The organism is Xanthomonas campestris pv. badrii (genome assembly GCF_012848175.1).
In the GTDB taxonomy this organism is placed as follows: Bacteria; Pseudomonadota; Gammaproteobacteria; order Xanthomonadales; family Xanthomonadaceae; genus Xanthomonas; species Xanthomonas campestris_C.
The window spans coordinates 3,050,778-3,067,989 of sequence record NZ_CP051651.1 but is presented as its reverse complement, the minus strand read 5'-3'; the positions used below and the strand labels follow the sequence as shown (position 1 = coordinate 3,067,989).

Genomic DNA, 17,212 nt, shown 5'->3' with positions numbered 1-17,212 from the left:
CCACGTCATACAGATCGAGGTCGAACCATGAGTACCGCCCCGGACGCCCGCAAGACCAACAAGCTCGGCAGCGTCAGCACCAGCTTCTGGCTTGGCCTGCTGGTGTTGTCGATGATCGTGTTCGGCGCCAACACCGGCGTCGCCACCTGGCAGGGAAGTCGCCTTGCCGGTGCCGGCACCGGCGCAGCCGACCTGCAGGTACTCTCGCAGCAGCTGGCCAACCAGGGCCGTGAAGCGGTGTCCGGTGACGCCAAGGCCTTTGCCGCCTTCAAGGAGACCAAGGGCCGCATCGACAGCACGGTGAGCGAACTCGATGGCCGCTACGGCCAGGAAGGCTCGGTGGCCAGCGCGATGGCGCAGCTCAAGGCGACCTGGGTGCCGCTCAGCAAGAATGCCGACCAGGTCATCGCCAGCGAACCGGCGGTGCTCGGCCTGGCCGGCAACGCCGAACGCTTCTCCGGCAGCGTGCCGCAGCTGCAGGCGCAGTTGAACGAAGTGGTGCGCGCGATGACGGTCAGCGGCGCGCCCGCCTCGCAGATCTACAACACCCTGCAGCAGGTCGTGGTGGCCGGCACCATGGCGCGCCGGGTGACCGAAATGCGCGCCGGCGGCGCCAATGCCGCCGCCTCCGGCGACGCGCTGGCACGCGACTCGGTGGTGTTCACCCAGATGCTGGAAGGCCTGCGCGCAGGCAACGACGAACTCGGCATCGCCGCGGTGCGCAACCCGGCCGCCCTGGCGGCGCTGGAACAGTCGCAGACGCAGTGGGCGACGATGAAGAAGGACGTCGACGCCATCCTCGCCAGCTCGCGCAACCTGTTCGCGGCGCAGTCCTCGGCCGCGGCGCTGACCGCCGGCTCGGGCAAGATGCTCGACGACAGCAAGAAGCTGTTCGACGCGTTCTCCGCGTTCGGTTCGGTGCGCGACACCCGCCTGTTTCCCAACTTCTGGCTGGGCGTGGTGTCCGGCCTGCTCGCCTTGCTGGCCATCATCGGCTTCGTCTGGAGCTCGGTGCGGGTACGGACCCGCGAGCAGGACGTGCGCTACCAGGCACAGGTGGAATTCAACAGCCGCAACCAGCAGGCGATCATGCGGTTGCTGGACGAAATCAGCTCGCTCGGTGAGGGCGACCTGACCGTGAAAGCCTCGGTGACCGAGGACATGACCGGCGCGATCGCGGACGCGATCAACTACGCCGTGGACGAACTGCGTCACCTGGTGACCACCATCAACGACACCTCCGCCAAGGTGGCCGTGTCGACCCAGGAAACCCAGGCCACGGCCATGCAGCTGGCCGAAGCGGCCGGCCAGCAGGCCAACCAGATCACCACCGCCTCCGAGCGCATCAGCGAAATCGCGGCCAGCATCGAACAGGTGTCGCGCAACTCCACCGAGTCGGCCGAAGTGGCGCAGCGCTCGGTGGTCATCGCCGCCGAGGGTGCCGGCGTGGTGCGCGAGACGATCCAGGGCATGGACCAGATCCGCGACCAGATCCAGGAAACCTCCAAGCGCATCAAGCGCCTGGGCGAGTCTTCGCAGGAGATCGGCTCGATCGTGGAACTGATCAACGACATTTCCGAGCAGACCAATATCCTGGCGCTCAACGCCGCGGTGCAGGCCGCATCCGCAGGCGAGGCCGGTCGCGGTTTCGCGGTGGTGGCCGACGAAGTGCAGCGCCTGGCAGAACGCACCTCCAGTGCGACCCGACGCATCGAAGGCCTGGTGCAGACCATTCAGGCCGATACCAACGAAGCGGTCAGCTCGATGGAGCAGACCACCTCCGAAGTGGTGTCCGGTGCACGCCTGGCCGAAGACGCCGGTACCGCGCTGACTGAAATCGAGCGCGTGTCCAACGCCTTGAACAACCTGATCAAGAACATCTCCATCGCCGCGCACCAGCAGTCGGCTGCAGCGACGGACATCACACAGACCATGGGCGTGATCCGACAGATCACCAGCCAGACATCGCAGGGTGCGGAGCAGACGGCCGAGTCGATCGGCAACCTGGCTCAGCTCGCTGCCGATCTGCGCCGTTCGGTCGCCGACTTCAAGCTGCCGGCGTGACCACGACGCGGAACGGGAAAGGATCAGCAGATGGCGCGTAGTCGCATTACGTCGATACAGGAAGTGACCGGTGGCCGCGCAAGCGGCGTGCCGGCCGTAGTCAGGGGGCTGCAATGAGTGCGCTTCGCGATGCGATGAGCCACGCCGCGCTGGGCTGGGTCAAGCCGGAGCTGGACGAGACCTTGCGCCAGGCGCGCAACGAGATCGAATACTTCGCCGAAGAACCGTCCGACACCAGTCGGATGCGGTTCTGCGCCGGCTACCTGCACCAGGTGCAGGGCACCTTGCGCATGGTCGAGCTGTACGCGCCGGCCATGGTGGCCGAAGAGCTGGAACTGCTGGCCCAGGCCGTGCAGGCCGGCGAGGTGGCCGACCGCGACGAAGCCTGCGCCATGCTGATGCGCGGCACCGTGCTGCTGCCCGATTACCTGGAGCGCCTGCAGAACGGCCATCGCGACATTCCGATCGTGCTGCTGCCGCTGCTCAACGAAATCCGCGCCACGCGTGGCCAGCCGGGTCTGAATGAAAGCGTGTTGTTCGCGTTCGATCCGCAGGCCGGTGTCGCCACCGAAGCCGAGCTGGATCACGCCCGCGGCAGCCTTTCCGGGCGCAATCGCGAGCTGCTCGACACGGTCGGCAGCGCGGTCAAGGAAGAATTGCTGCGCGTCAAGGACGCGCTGGACCTGCACCTGCGCACCGGCGGCGAGATCGCCGAGTTGCAGACCCAGGTCAACGATCTCGGCAGCGTGGCCGACACCCTGGGCATGATGGGCCTGGGCGTGGCACGCAATGTCGTCGTGCAGCAGCGCGATGCGCTGGCGCGCGTGGTCGACGGCCAGGTGCAGATGGACGAAAGCGTGCTGCTGGATATCGCCGGCGCGCTGCTGTACGTGGATGCCTCGCTGGATGATCAGGTCGCCAGCCTCGGCGCCGCCATCGGCGATGGCAACGAAGCCAGCAACAGTGCCACCTCGTCGGAGGTGCGCCGCACCGTGGACGTGCTGGCGCAGGAAGCAATCGCCAATTTCGGCGCGGCGCGCGAGCACTTCGTCGCCTTCATCGAAACCAACTGGGACCACGCGCGCCTGGCCGATGTGCCGCACCTGCTGGGCGAAGTCGGCGGTGCCTTGCGCATCCTCGAACTGCCGCAGGCGGCCGATTACCTGGAAGGCGTGCGTCGCTATGTCGATCTGGAGCTGATCGGCAAGCAGCGTGTGCCCAGCGGCCGCCAGCTGGACACCCTGGCCGATGCGATGGCCAGCCTGGAGTACTACCTGGAAGCCCTGCGCGAGCGCCGTCCCGGCCGCGAGGAGATCCTGGACATCACCCGCAACAGCCTGGAAACGCTGCGTTATTGGCCGCTGCCGTCCGGACAGCCGTCCGAATTGCCGGTGGGGGCCGACCAGCCGGGCAGCGTCGTCGAGCCGCAACCGGTCGCCGTCGGCGGACTGCAGCTTGCCGGCACCCCGGATGCGGCGGCCAACGACGCCGCGCCGGTCGCAGCGCTGGAGTGGACCAACGCCACCGTGGTGGAATCGCCGTTCGCGGCCAGCGCGGTGCACGACACCGGCGCGGCAGCGACCGACACGGTGTTTTCGTTCGACCCGGTTGCCGCCGAGGAAACCGTGTCCGGTCAGGCGCACGTGCCGTTTACGGTGGCGCCGCTGGAGCTGTCCGACGATGGCGCGCAGGCGCCTGGCGGTTGGCAGCTGGAAACCACCGAGCAGGTGGCACCGCTCGCACCTTCCGCGTTCGACCCGGTGTTGGCCGAGCAGGAGGGCCATCTCGCAAACGAGGCCGCGCAGGTCAGCTACACCGTGGACCTGAGCGCCCTGGAACAGGAACACGCCGCTGCGCCGGCGGTGGCCGATGAGGCGCCGCTGCAGATCGAGCAGATCAGCTTGCCGGGCGACGCCGATCAGGCCGACGCGCCGCTGGAGTTCATTGCCGAAAACCAAGCGCGCCGTGCGCAGGTCAGCATCGAAGATGCGTTCTCGCCGCCGCCAGCTCCGCCTGCGCTGCCGCAGGAGCCGGACGGCCCGTTCGTGGACACCGTGCCCGACGCGCCGGACGCACCCGCCGAGGCAGCTGCCGAGCAGACCACGCCGCGCGTGCAGCAGGCCGTGGTCAGCGAGTTCGAGCTGGATGCCGCATCGGCTGCGTTCCTGGCCGATCTCGATGCCGCTGCCGCGCAGTTCGACACCGAGCGGCCGCAGTTCTCGCCGGGCAGTCCCGATACCGCAGCCGACACCGCGCCGGTGCAGGCGCCTGGCGCGTCGGTGCCGGTGGCGGCCGATGCCGGCATCTTCGGCGGCTTCGGCGACAGCGATATCGATGACGACATCCGCGAGGTGTTCCTCGAGGAATTCGACGAGGAACTGGTCAACCTGGGGCAGCTGCTGCCGGTCTGGCGCGCTGCGCCGAACAGCCCGGACAACCTGCGTCCGATCCGCCGCGTCTTCCACACCCTGAAGGGCAGCGGCCGCCTGGTCGGCGCCAGCGTGCTTGGCGAGTTCAGCTGGAAGATCGAAAGCATGCTCAACCGCGTGCTCGACAACTCGCGTCCGCCCAGTCCGGCGGTGGTGGCGATGGTCGAGCTGGCCTACGAGGTGCTGCCGCAATTCAATGCAGCGCTGCGTCACCAGGGCCGCATCCATGCGGATCTGCCGGAAATCCAGGCGATTGCCGAGCGCGTGGCTGCCGGTGAAGAGGTCTATTACGTGCCTGCGGCGGCGACGCCGGCAAGCGCCGAGGTGCCTGCGGCTGCGGCCGTGGCCGGCGCATCTGCCGCCAGCGGCGGAACCCCGGCATCGGTGGACAGCGTGCTGCGCGAAATCCTCGAAGCCGAAGTCGCCACCCATCTGGAAACCGTCAACGCGTGGCTGCAGGCCACCCAGGCGGCGCCGCAGTTGGCGACCGAAGAACTGTTGCGTGCCGTGCACACCATGAGTGGCGCGTTCGCAATGACCGACGTGCCGGAAATCACCCTGGTGACGACCCCGGCCGAGAGCTATGTGAAGCGTCTGCTCGCGGCATCGGCAACGCCGTCGCCCGACGGGATCGATGCGATTGCGGCCATGGCCGCGGCGATCGCCACCACGGTGAGCGCATTGCGCGCCGAGGCTCCGCTGATTCCGTCGTTCGCGCCGTTGACCGAGCGCCTGCGCGCCCTGGTGGACACCCTGCCGGAAGCGCAGTGGCCGCCGCAGGCGTTCCTGGAAGACCTGGACGACGTCGACGCGGCAGGCGAAGAGGCTGTTGCCGGCGACACGACGGTCGAACTGACCGGCGTACAAGACCTGTCGCAGTACCTGGATGCCAGCGCTCTGCCGTCCGACGCCGCCTCGCCGACGCAGCTGGCCGACCACACGCACGACGCCGAGGCCTCTGCGGAGGCGCCGATTGCGGTGGACGAACTGGCCGACGCCGAGGCCGACCAGGACGCCGCCGATGCGTTGCAGGCACCGGCGCCGGACGAGCACGACCCACTGTGGCAGGATCAGCACGCCGCGCACGTCGACACTGCGCAGACGGCAGCCGACGACGCAGCAGCTGTGCAGGGCGACGCCGTGGGCGCCGACCACCACGAGGCTGCGGCGCAGGCCGACGACGCACACGACACGCTGGCCGATGAGCCGGCGGTCGACGCCGATGCCTGGGACGCCACCGAACGGCAGCCTGCCGACGCCGCCGATGCGGCGCTGGCGCACGATGCAGCGCAGGTGCCGGCCGATGCGGCTGACACGCAGGCGCATGCCGTGTCCAATGCGGATGCGTCGTTCGCTGCGCACGACCCAGCAGCGGGCGATCCGGCTGCAGACGGCACGGACTCCGGCGTTTCCACGCAGGACACCGTGGTGGTCGACGAGCTGGCCGACGCGGAAGCCGCGCTTGGTCAGGCGCAGACGCTTGCCAGCGCGGACGACGCCCATGCCGTGGCCGACGACGCAACGGTCGAGAGCATCGACGCGCTGGAAGCGGTGCACACCGATGCCCCGGTGGGCGAGGAGGCACCTGCCGCCATCGCCGAAGACTGGACGCCGGAAACCACGGCGCTGGACAGCGTGTCGACCGATCACGCCCTGTCGCAGACCGATCGAGGCGAGGAGGAACACATCAACGTGTCTTCCGATGCCGATGCCACCGCGCCGGTCCACTCCGAGGACGTCGCCGGGCAGGCAGGCGAAGACGAAGCCGCACCGTCGCACGACGCCGACGCCGACGCACAGCACGCTGCGCAGTCGGATGTGGATGCCGAGGCAGATGCGGAGCAGTCGCAGCCGGAGCAGCCCGCTGCCTGGGACATGCCTTCCGAGACACACGCAGACTCCGGCGAGCACACCGAGACGGCCGAACACACGGCAGTCGAGGATGCGACGCACGGCGAACACGTTGCCGAGATCGAGGCCGAACACGCCGATGCGGCGCAGTCCGCTCAGCAGGACGACGCCGTGCATGCCGATGCGGCGCTGCCCGAGCACACCATCGAATCGGTGCAGGCGTTCGAAATGGCGCATGCGGCCGACCAGGTGGAACAGGCGGGCGATCCGCAATCGGACATCGCGCCCGAGGCGCACGCCGAGCCGGTCGCCGAGACCGACGCGCAGCACGATGGCGAGCCTGCATCCATGGATGCGACGGCCACGACGGACCAGGTCGAGCACTCGGAGCAGGCCGGGCACGCCGATGCTGCCGAACACCAGGCCTCTGCCAGCGAACGTGCGGCCGAGCCGGCCGACACTGCCGCCGCCTTCAGTGCGCCGGTGGAAGACGCCGCGCGTACCGACACCGTCAGCAATGACGTCGGTGCCGCCTTCGATGTGGGCCCGCTCAACTTCGATCAACTCGACGGCGAACTGATCGACATCTTCGTCGAGGAAGGCCGCGACCTGCTCGATCACAGCGATGGCCTGATCGCGCGCATGCGCGAAATGCCGGAAGACCGCGAGGTCCTCAACGGACTGCAGCGCGATCTGCACACGCTCAAGGGCGGTGCGCGCATGGCCGGCATCAATGCCATCGGCGATCTCGGGCATGCGATCGAATCGCTGCTCGAAGCCGTGGCGGCCAACCGCACCGACATCGACCGCGACGACGTCCGTCTGTTCGAGCGTGGCTTCGATCGTCTGCACCAGTTGCTGACCCGTACCGGCATGCACCGCGCGGTGGCCATGCCCACCGACCTGGTGGAAGCCTTCGAAACCCGTACCCGTGGCCGCAATGCCGCAGAGCCCAGCGACGCGGACGTGCGTGCGATCGCCAAGGCGTCGGTGGAACCGGCTCCGCTGTCGGCACCGATTCCGGTCGAAGGCCAGAGCGAAGAAGACTTCCTGCCGCGCGTGCAGCAGGAGCAGGTGCGCGTACGCGCCGATCTGCTCGATCGCCTGGTCAACCATGCCGGCGAAGTGGCGATCTACCGCTCGCGCCTGGAACAGCAGATGGGCGCGTTCCGTGGTGCCATGGGCGAACTGGACCGCACCAACGCCCGTCTGCGCGACCAGTTGCGGCGTCTGGACCTGGAAACCGAAGCGCAGATCGTGGCGCGTTACCAGCGTGAGCAGGACCAGGGCGATCGCACCTTCGATCCGCTGGAACTGGACCGCTTCTCCACGCTGCAGCAGCTCAGCCGCGCCTTGAACGAATCGGCCGCCGACCTGGGCGGCTTGCAGGGCGTGCTGGAAGACCTCTCGCGTCAGTACGACGGCCTGCTGCAACAGCAGTCGCGCGTCAGCTCCGAGCTGCAGGACGGCCTGATGCGCGCGCGCATGGTGCCGTTCGATGGCCTGGTGCCGCGTCTGCGCCGTGTGGTGCGCCAGGCGGCCAGCGACACCGGCAAGCAGGTGCACCTGGTGCTGGAAGGCACCCAGGGCGAACTGGATCGCAACGTGCTCGATCGCATGGTCGCGCCGCTGGAACACATGCTGCGCAACTCGGTCGCGCACGGGCTGGAAACGCCCGAGCAACGCCGCGATGCAGGCAAGCCGGAAGAAGGCAGCATCGCGATCCGTCTGCGCCGCGAAGGCTCGGAAATCGTGCTGGAAGTGGCCGACGACGGCGCCGGGCTGGACCGCGAGGCGATCCGTCGCCGTGGCCAGCAGCGCGGCCTGATCGAAGCGGGCCAGGAGCTGAGCGAGGCCGAACTCGATGGCCTGATCTTCGCCTCCGGCTTCAGCACCTCCGAGCAGGTCAGCCAGCTGGCCGGCCGTGGCGTGGGCATGGACGTGGTGCGCAACGAGGTGCGCCAGCTCGGCGGCTCGGTGGACATCCACTCGGTGCGTGGCCAGGGCGTCACCTTCACCCTGCGCCTGCCGCAGACGCTGGCGGTCACCCAGGCGGTGTTCGTGCGGATCGGCGACACCACCTTTGCGGTGCCGGTGGCATCGGTCAGTGGCATCGGGCGCATCTCGCGCACCCGTTACGAGTCGGGCGAGGGCGGTTACCACTACGCCGGCGAAGAGTACGTGCTGCACGACCTGGGCTCGCTGGTCGGCCAGGCCGCCGCACGTGCCGATGGCCAGGCGCAGGTGCCGTTGCTGCTGGTGCGTGCGGGCGACCTGCGCGCCGCGGTGGCGATCGACCAGGTACTGGGCAACCGCGAAATCGTGGTCAAGCCGGTGGGCCTGCAGATCGCCTCGGTGCCGGGCATCTACGGCGCCACCATCACCGGCGATGGCCGCGTGGTGGTGATCCTGGACGTGGCGCCGCTGGTCCGTCGTTACCTCAGCCAGCCGGCGCGTCCGGCGCTGGACACTCCCGCCGAGGCACAGCGTCAGGTGCCGTTGGTGATGGTGGTGGACGACTCGCTGACCATGCGCAAGGTCACCAGCCGCGTGCTGGAACGCCACAACCTGGACGTCACCACCGCCCGCGACGGTGTCGAGGCACTGGAACTGCTGGAAGAGCGCGTGCCCGACCTGATGCTGCTGGATATCGAAATGCCGCGCATGGACGGCTACGAGCTGGCCACCGCGATGCGTGCCGACCCGCGCTTCAAGGCGGTGCCGATCGTGATGATCACCTCGCGCAGTGGCGAGAAGCATCGCCAGCGCGCCTTCGAGATCGGCGTGCAGCGCTACCTGGGCAAGCCTTACCAAGAGTTGGATCTGATGCGAAACGTGTATGACCTGCTGGGGATCGCCCGTGTCCGAGACTAATGGCGCAATGGGAACTCCGGTCGCCCTGCTGGGCCGGCCCGGACAGGCGCGCGAGCGCCTGCGCGAAGCGCTTGGCCTGGCTGGTGCGCAGGTGGTGCTGGAAGACGAGCCTGCGGCGGTGGACGTGCAGATGCTGCGCGATGCCGAGCCGGTGGCGGTGCTGGTCGCGCTGGAACCGGCGATCGAAGATGCGCTCGAGGCGCTGGAGCCGGCCTTCAACATCCCTGGCGTGACGGTGATCTTCGACGAAGCCGAACTCACGGTGCGCCGCGAGGGCTGGGAAGCGCAACGCTGGGTGCGCCATCTGGCCGCCAAGCTGCATGGGCATGCCGACGTGTTGCCGCCGGGCACCGAAAGCGAGCCCTCGCTGCAGCCCGAGCCCGGCCTGACGCTGGCGCCGCAGCAGCATTCGGACCTGCAGCTGGACCAGCACCTGGAAGCGGCCGCGCATGCCTTCGAGAACATGCCCGGCGATGCGTTGTTTGCGCAGACGGCCGCACATGACGCGCCGGCGGCTACCGACAAGCCCGCTCAGACGCTGGGCGATTCCAGCACCTGGGGCCTGGTGGATGAGGTCGCCGTGGTGGTGCGTCCGCGCACCGAACCGGAGGTGGCTGCGCTGTCCACCGGCGGCTTGTCGCTGGTGGATCTGGAGCCTAGCGGCGAGGTCACCGGCGCGGTGCTGGTGATGGCCGGGATCGGTGGACCGGATGCGATCCGTCGCCTGCTGTCCGCATTGCCACCGCACTTTCCGCGTGCCGTGCTGGTGCGCATGACGCTCGATGGCGGCCAGTACGGCAACCTGGTGCGGCAGATGGGGCGCGTGTCCGCGCTGCCGGTGGAACTGGGCGAAGCCGGGCAGACCGTCGCGCCGGGCAAGGTCTATGTGTTGTCCCACGAGATCGGCCTGCAGCAGCACGCCGGCGCACTGGCCTTCGTGGCGCAGAGCGATCCGGCCGGGTTGATCGCCGCCTTGCCGCCGGCCGACAGCGCCGTGCTGATGCTCAGCGGTGCCAACGAAGCATTGGTGGAAGCCTCGCTGGCGCTGGCCGAGCAGGGCGCCTGGCTGGCGGGTCAGTCCGCCGACGGCTGCTACGACCCGGCTGCGGCAGCGCGGCTGGCGCGACAAGGTATCTTGACCGGCGACCCCGCGCAGTTGGCGCAGGCGTTGGCACAGCGTTGGCCGGCATAAGCCGGGCGCTCCCTCTCAGATCGGAACAGTGCGATGAGCTACGCCAATAACGACGAAATCCGCGGCGTCCTGATTCAGGCGGGCAACGAGCGCGTGCTGCTGCCCAACGCGACGGTGGCCGAGGTGATGTCGCGGGTGGCGGTCGAAGCGCTGCCGGACATGCCGCGCTGGGTGGTCGGGCGCATCGACTGGTACGGCTGGAAGGTGCCGCTGTTGTCGTTCGCACGCCTCAGCGGCCTGGGCGAGGAGCCCACCGCGCTCAACAACAAGGTCATCGTGCTGAAGGCGCTGGGCGGTAATCCCGCACTGCCGTACTTCGCCCTGCTGACGGCCTCGTTCCCGCAGCTGATCTCGGTACCGCGCGACGGACTGCTGGCCGACGCGTCGGAAGACGCGTTGCCGGAAGGTGTGCACATGCGCGTGCTGCTCGGCGAGCAGAGCGCGCTGTTGCCGAACCTGGATGCCATCGAGTGGCAGGTGGCGCAGGCGCTTGCAGCAGCCGACGCCGCCTGAGGGCGGCGAACCCGGTTTCTGCTCTAGCCGTGTCTCACGCAGGCGGCTATCCGCAACAACGCGGTGACGGAGGCAGGCAATGAGCTTGCCGGCGTTTTTGCCGCGGCGGCATGCCGACGGTGTGCTGCTCTGCGACCTCGCCAGTGTCGACCCTACAGCGGTCGCCGACTATCACGCGCGCAACCGCACCCATCTTGCCGATGCGATGCCGCTGCGGCCGGAGGCGTTCTACACCGCAGACGGCTGGCGGCGGCTGTGCATCGCCTATCGCACTTCGGTTCCTGGCGAGCGCGAACTGCAGCTGGTGTTGGTCGCGGCGCAGCAGGTGATTGGTACGGTGGGGTTTACCCAGATCCAGCGCGGTGCGTTCCAGGCCTGCCATCTCGGCTATGGTCTGGATGCCGCGGCACAAGGCCGTGGCCTGATGCAGTGGGCCGCCACGCAGGGCATCGCGTTCGTGTTCGGACCGTTGGGTCTGCACCGGGTGATGGCGCAATACGTGCCGGAGAATGTGCGCAGCGCCCAGGTCCTGGCGCGGCTGGGCTTCCAGATCGAAGGCCGCGCACGGCGTTACCTGCAGTTGAATGGCGTGTGGCGCGACCACGTGCTGAGCAGCCTGTTGCGCGAGGACGGCGAGGCGGGCGAAGGCGGTAACGGCTGAGCCGCTGCAGCTCAGGTGGGCGATTCGGTCGCGTCTGGCCGGCGGTCATTGGCCATCGCAGAGTTGGTGGCGATCGCGGGTGGTGGTGCCGCGTTGCGAGATAAACGCCACCCTCCACGAGGACGTGATTCGGCGTAGATCCGATGCCGGAAGTCGATCCTCGTACCACGATGCATCGATACCGGGGTGTGGCCGCTCAGGTCGTTATGGATGCACGTGGTGCGTGCCTGACCGTCGAGCTCCCGGGCGCCGGGCTCAATCGGTGCTCGGGGCGGCCTGCGTGTCGTTGTAGTTGCCGGTGCCAAAGCCCAGCGTGGACAGCGCCACGCCGAAACGCCGCTTTTCGGCAACCATGCCCTTGAGCGTATCGAAGTCGGTGACGCCGACATTGAAGTCGCCATCGGTGGCCAGCAGGATGCGGTTGATGCCGCCGCGCAGGTAGCTCTGCTGTGCGGCGCGGTAGGCCAGCTCGATGCCGCTGGCACCGGCGGTGCCGCCACCGGATTGCAGGCTGTCGATGGCTTGGACGATGCGTGCCTGCTGGTTGCCCGGCGTCGGCGGCAATACGACCGCGGTGCTGCCTGCGTAGGTGACCAGGGTGATGCGGTCCTGCGCGCGCAGCTGGCGCGTCAACAGCGTGAGCGAGGATTGCAGCAACGGCAGCTTGTCGGGCGCGTCCATCGACCCGGAGACATCGACCAGGAACACCAGGTTGGCCGCCGGCAGCGCGGTGGTCGGGACATCGCGTGCATTGATGCCGATGCGCAGCAGCAGGTGCTTGCCGTTCCAGGGCGCGGGAGCCAGTTCGGTGCGCACCGCGAAGGGCTGGCCATCGCGGGGCGCGGGGTCGTCGTAGCGGAAGTAGTTGATCATCTCTTCCACGCGCACCGCATCCACCGGCGGCAGGCTGCCACTGGTGAGATAGCGCCGCAGGTTGCTGTAGCTGCCGGTATCGACATCGATGCTGAAGGTGGACACCGGGTATTCCGCGGCCTGCACGATCGGGTTGTCGCTGAGGGTCTGGTAGGTCTCGCGGTTCTCGACCGGGGCGGCCGGTGGCGCCGGCATGATCATGCCGCGGCTCTCGGGCAGTGCCATCAGCGCCGCAGCAGGCGCTTGCCGCGCAAGCGCGCTGCTGGGCATCGGTGCCGGCCGCGCGTGCACGGGTGGAGCTGGGGGGACGGGCGTGTACGCGACCGGCGGAGGCGGCATGGCCTGGACAATAGGCGTGTACGCGATCTCGTCGGTGGAAGGTGGCGGCGCCACTGCGTCGGGCGATGCGGGCGGGTCGCTAACGACGGGTGAGGTGGGTTCGTGCGAGCAGGCGCTCAGCAGCAAGGCGAGCGCGAGAAGGCTGTGACGTGGCATGGGAATCCTTTGCGTGGCGAGAACGAATGGGTGAACAACCGGGCAGCCCGAGGTCGCCGTGCACTGCGCCTCTGCAGGTGAAACGGGCCAGGGCGGCAAATGGGGTTAAACGGATGCAGTTTTTTTTCGGCGCCCTGGCGTACGCTGCGGCAACGCAGCCGACCTCGCGCTCCCAACCGTCCCGCGTTCGATCCCTTTCACAACGAAAGAGGATGGCGCGCAGCGCTGGATGGGGCGACGAAGAGGAGCGCGTTGGCTGCCCCATCCCACAGTCCACTGCTGGTTCGGTGCGGCAGCGTCTGTTCTCTGCCATTACGCCAGCCAGCTCCAACCACCCATCGGACACGCTGCGCTCGATCAGGGCTCGGTCCGCCCATGCACTGGTTGTGCGCGGATCCGCACACGACAGCGCTGCATGACGGTTTATCCAGGCGCGTTGCTGCCGCATGATGGGAGGCTGCGGCGCAGTGCGCGGCATCTGTTTCCGTTACGGAGTTCGCCTGGATGATCCAACGTCGTCATTTCCTCAAGAGCGCCACCCTGGGCGCCATCGCTTCCGGCCTGGCCGGATGGGGCGCACGTGCGCAGGCCGCGGCCGCTGGCACCGCGGCGGGCCGCCCTGCGGCGTTGCCCAAAGGTCAGGCACGGGTGATTTCCACCTGGGATTTCGGCGTGGCCGCCAATCAGGCCGCGTGGAAGCTGCTGAGTACCGGTGGCATGGCGCTGGATGCGGTGGAGGCCGGCGTGCGGGTGCCCGAAGCGGACCCGAACAATCCGACGGTGGGCCTGGGCGGGTATCCGGATCGCGATGGGCGGGTGACCCTGGACGCCTGCATCATGGACCACCTGGGCAACTGCGGCGCGGTGGCGTCGCTGGAAGATGTGGTGCATGCCATTTCGGTGGCGCGCGCGGTGATGGAAAAGACCCCGCATGTGATGCTGGTCGGCGATGGCGCGCGGCAGTTCGCGTTGGAGCAGGGCTTTCCGAAAACCAGGTTGCTGACGCCAAGTTCGGAAGCGGCGTGGAAGCAGTGGTTGAAGACCTCGAAGTATTCGCCCGAAGCCAACGTCGAAAACCGCGCCTGGCGCGATGCCAAGTTGCCGGGCGGTAAAGACAACCATGACACCATCGGCATGATCGCGCTGGATGCGCACGGCAATCTGTCCGGCGCGTGCACCACCAGCGGCATGGCATGGAAGATGCACGGGCGGGTCGGCGACAGCCCGATCATCGGCGCTGGCCTGTATGTGGACAACGAGGTGGGCGGCGCGACCTCCACCGGCGTGGGCGAAGAAGTGATCCGCAATGTCGGCAGCTTTGCAGTGGTGGAAATGATGCGCCAGGGCAAGTCGCCCGCCGATGCCTGCCGCGAGGTGGTGATGCGGTTGATCCGCCGCAAGCCGGAACTGACGCGCACGCTGCAGGTGGGATTCCTGGCGATGAACAAGCGTGGCGAGGTGGGTGCGTTCGCGATCCAGAAGGGCTTCAGCTACGCGGTGTGCGATGCGCAGCGGCAGGATCTGCTGGTGCCGGGCGAGAGCCACTACACCAGCGAGCCGGCGGCATGAGTGCATTGGGTCTTGAAGTGGCGGCCGATTCGGTGGCCTCGGCGTTGGCCGCGCAAGCAGGCGGTGCGATGCGCGTTGAGCTGTGCGGCGGGCTGGATGGCGGCGGGCTGACGCCGTCGTTCGGCACGTTGGCGGTGGTGCGTGCGCGTTTGCGGATTCCGCTGTATGTGCTGATCCGCCCGCGCGTGGGCGACTTCGTGTTCAGTGCCGATGAGGTGGAGGCGATGCGCCGCGATGTGCAGCAGTGCGTTGCGCTGGGCTGCGATGGCGTGGTGCTGGGCGCGCTGGATCGTCATGGCCAGGTCGATATGGACACGATGCGCGTGCTGATCGAGGCGGCTGGATCGCTGGGCGTGACTTTTCACCGTGCGATCGACGTCAGTGCCGAGCCTGCGCGCGCGCTGGAAGATGCGATCGCGCTGGGCTGCGAACGCGTGCTGACCTCCGGTGCGCGCGCCAGCGCCATCGAGGGCGTAGACGTCATCGCCGCGCTGGTGCGGCAGGCGGCCGGCCGCATCGGCATCATGCCGGGCGCGGGCGTCTCCGAGCACAACGTCGCCAGCTTGCGCGCCCGGACCGGCGCCTGCGAATTCCATGCGTCTGCTCGGGGGCCGGTGGCTGCGCAGGTGCCTGCGCCGCATGCCTACATCAGCGACCTGGGCGGAGACTACCAGCGCACCGATGCCGCGCGGGTACATCGGATGGTGGACGCGTTGCAGCGAACGTGAAACGCGTACAACGGTGCCTTCGGCCCGTATAGGCGCTGCCGGAGTTGCGCACGCACGCTGACCGCGACGCGTGATGGGCTGCTGTGCCTGTCGCGTTCGCCATCTACTGATGGCCTGAAGGTTCCGGGCTTGTTTGCCGTTCGTCCTCAGAGCCGTCGCTGACCTGCTCGGGAATGTGCAGCGTGAAAGCCGGAAAGCGCGCGCGGTCTTGCGGGTGTGCGTTGACGATCAGCTCCCGGGTCTTCCACATCTGGATCGCCTTGGCCAAGGTCGCTGCGTCGAGCTGGCTGCCTGCGTGATAAACGTACTGCCCGAGAGGATCGACGATGCCCAGGTGCGCGCTCTTCTGCGCCTTCCAGTTGCTGACGTTCGCGTAGTGGCGGCTGAGGCCTTCCTCGCTCGGGTCTTCGACTCTGGGGGATGGGCCTGCCATCTCGATCACCCGCCTCAGGAAATGGGGATCCCTGCTTTCTTCCAGCATTTTCTGCAAGGCCGGAATCTGGCCGAAGGTGGTGGGAGCGTCGGGTGGGCGATTTTCTGGAAGGTAGGATGGGGCACCTTCCAGAAAGGGATTTCTTTCCTCATCAATGACCGTGCTCAGCATGGTCTGTGCGGTGTCTTCAATACGTTCGAGCGCAGCCGTGCGAAGCGGTTCGGCGGTTGTCGCCGACGAGGATGCGCTGGCTTGATTGCCGGCACCAGGTGGCGAGAGATCCGGGGCGGCTGGGCCGGTCTGCTCTGGTTCGGCGGGGCGCGCAATCAGACGAAGACGGTCGAGTTCCGCCTGTAGACGCGGCGGCACCCGGATAGTGCAACTGGCAGGTAATCTTGCAATCGACGAGGGCAGTCTGGAGAGGTTGTCGCAGCCTCGCAGGTCGAGTTCTTCGAGTTGCGTCAGGCGGTGAATGTCCAGCGGCAGGGTGCGCAGGTTGCTGCAGTCTTTCAAATTCAGTCGTTTCAATGCCGCACCGCCGCCAAAAATCGGCGGATAGTTGCTCAGCGCTGTGCAGCCTTCCAAATCGAGTTCTTCCAGCCTTGGCATTCGATGGATGGCCGGGGCAAGGGTGGATAGCGGCGAATTGCGGATCTGTAGCGTTTTCAGGTTTTGCAGGCCGGTAATGGAAGCAGGAAGCGATGTGATCCCGGTCCCCACCAGCTGCAGCTTCTGCAGGTTGACCAACCCCTCGTGCTCGCCGGATGCATTGGTGCTCGCCAGGCGTTCGGGAAGTTCCTTCAATTCCGGGCAGGACAGGATGGAGAGCTCACGCAATCGGCTGAGGCTTGCGATGGACGCAGGTAGCGAATCAAGCGGATTGTGCGCAAGCGTCAGTGTTTCCAGGCCCGAAAATTGCTGCATGGCGTCCGGAAGCTCCATCAGCCCCGCCGCGTTGATCGTCATGTGCTGCAGATGAGAAAGACGGTATGCCTGATCGGGGAATTGCGGAAGGGGAACTGAGTGCAGCTCCAGCGCTACCCGCCCCGGTAGGGTAGCGTCCTCCAGCATGTCGGCTGTTGTCTTGAGCGCCCGGGCCGTTCTTGTTTCGACTTGCGGATCGTTGCGGTTGGCCTGGCGCCATGCGCTGTGCCAGCGACTGCGGTCTGCGTTGTAGTGTCGTTGCCATTGCGCCAGAACGTCGCGGTACGGGCGAAGCGCTGTGGAGCGCTGGAATGGCGAAGCGCCAACGGTCGGTGGCACACGGGGGCGGCCGGACCGGTAGCCAGGCACATGTCTGATCAGGCCGCCGAGTATGCCGGTAGGGCGCTCGGGCGCGGGATGTGCGGGTGGAACATTGCGCGCGGGTGCATTCGCATTGGGTGCATCCTGCCCCGGCAGTCCGATAGGCGTGCCCGGCGGGCGTGGTTGATCGACGCGTGGCATCGCAGTGCTCGTCTTGGCTGTAGCTCACCGACGATGATCGGCATGCATCGCTACTGGCGAATCGGTGGAGGCGAAGCCACCGTC

8 protein-coding genes and 1 pseudogene are annotated in these 17,212 nt (G+C 67.7%); 7 read left to right on the top strand and 2 right to left on the bottom strand.

Annotated elements, in window-relative coordinates; genetic code table 11:
* The first annotated feature begins 27 nt into the window (after positions 1-27).
* The 5 genes from HG421_RS12955 (at position 28) to HG421_RS12935 (ending at position 11,584) form a co-directional block, all read left to right on the top strand.
* Entirely contained in the window at positions 28-2,064 is a 2,037-nt protein-coding gene (locus HG421_RS12955) for a methyl-accepting chemotaxis protein (protein WP_169706725.1), read from the top strand.
* A 113-nt stretch (positions 2,065-2,177) separates the two neighbouring features.
* Positions 2,178-9,218: an Hpt domain-containing protein gene (locus tag HG421_RS12950; protein WP_169706724.1), complete on the top strand. Its 7,041-nt coding sequence runs from the start codon at positions 2,178-2,180 to the stop codon at positions 9,216-9,218.
* A gap of 7 nt (positions 9,219-9,225) precedes the next feature.
* Positions 9,226-10,410, top strand: a complete 1,185-nt coding sequence (locus HG421_RS12945; RefSeq protein WP_169708187.1) for a chemotaxis protein CheB — start codon at positions 9,226-9,228, stop codon at positions 10,408-10,410.
* Positions 10,411-10,443: 33 nt separating this feature from the next.
* Positions 10,444-10,923: a chemotaxis protein CheW gene (locus tag HG421_RS12940; protein ID WP_169706723.1), complete on the top strand. Its 480-nt coding sequence runs from the start codon at positions 10,444-10,446 to the stop codon at positions 10,921-10,923.
* A gap of 79 nt (positions 10,924-11,002) precedes the next feature.
* Entirely contained in the window at positions 11,003-11,584 is a 582-nt protein-coding gene (locus HG421_RS12935; protein ID WP_169706722.1) for a GNAT family N-acetyltransferase, read from the top strand.
* A gap of 279 nt (positions 11,585-11,863) precedes the next feature.
* On the opposite strand, the pseudogene HG421_RS12930 reads toward HG421_RS12935, so the two are convergent.
* A pseudogene (locus HG421_RS12930) lies at positions 11,864-12,796 on the bottom strand (vWA domain-containing protein); the annotation flags it as partial.
* Between the two features lie 660 nt (positions 12,797-13,456).
* On the opposite strand from HG421_RS12930, the gene HG421_RS12925 reads away from it, so the two are divergent.
* Complete coding sequence (locus HG421_RS12925) at positions 13,457-14,521, top strand: N(4)-(beta-N-acetylglucosaminyl)-L-asparaginase (RefSeq protein ID WP_169706720.1); 1,065 nt, start codon at positions 13,457-13,459, stop codon at positions 14,519-14,521.
* Positions 14,518-15,249: a copper homeostasis protein CutC gene (locus tag HG421_RS12920; RefSeq protein WP_169706719.1), complete on the top strand. Its 732-nt coding sequence runs from the start codon at positions 14,518-14,520 to the stop codon at positions 15,247-15,249. Before HG421_RS12925 ends, HG421_RS12920 begins: the two co-directional genes overlap by 4 nt.
* A 103-nt stretch (positions 15,250-15,352) precedes the next feature.
* Here the strand turns inward: HG421_RS12920 and xopL are convergent, their stop codons facing one another.
* Positions 15,353-17,128, bottom strand: coding sequence for a type III secretion system leucine-rich repeat domain-containing effector XopL (xopL, locus tag HG421_RS12915; protein WP_169706718.1), 1,776 nt, complete (start codon positions 17,126-17,128; stop codon positions 15,353-15,355).
* Positions 17,129-17,212: the final 84 nt, after the last annotated feature.

Bases quoted from the DNA above. Each gene is read 5' to 3' on its own strand.
- HG421_RS12920 (WP_169706719.1), top strand. From the start codon at position 14,518: ATGAGTGCATTGGGTCTTGAAGTGGCGGCCGATTCGGTGGCCTCGGCG.
- HG421_RS12940 (WP_169706723.1), top strand. From the start codon at position 10,444: ATGAGCTACGCCAATAACGACGAAATCCGCGGCGTCCTGATTCAGGCG.
- xopL (WP_169706718.1), bottom strand. From the start codon at position 17,128: ATGCCACGCGTCGATCAACCACGCCCGCCGGGCACGCCTATCGGACTG.
- HG421_RS12950 (WP_169706724.1), top strand. From the start codon at position 2,178: ATGAGTGCGCTTCGCGATGCGATGAGCCACGCCGCGCTGGGCTGGGTC.
- HG421_RS12925 (WP_169706720.1), top strand. From the start codon at position 13,457: ATGATCCAACGTCGTCATTTCCTCAAGAGCGCCACCCTGGGCGCCATC.
- HG421_RS12945 (WP_169708187.1), top strand. From the start codon at position 9,226: ATGGGAACTCCGGTCGCCCTGCTGGGCCGGCCCGGACAGGCGCGCGAG.
- HG421_RS12955 (WP_169706725.1), top strand. From the start codon at position 28: ATGAGTACCGCCCCGGACGCCCGCAAGACCAACAAGCTCGGCAGCGTC.
- HG421_RS12935 (WP_169706722.1), top strand. From the start codon at position 11,003: ATGAGCTTGCCGGCGTTTTTGCCGCGGCGGCATGCCGACGGTGTGCTG.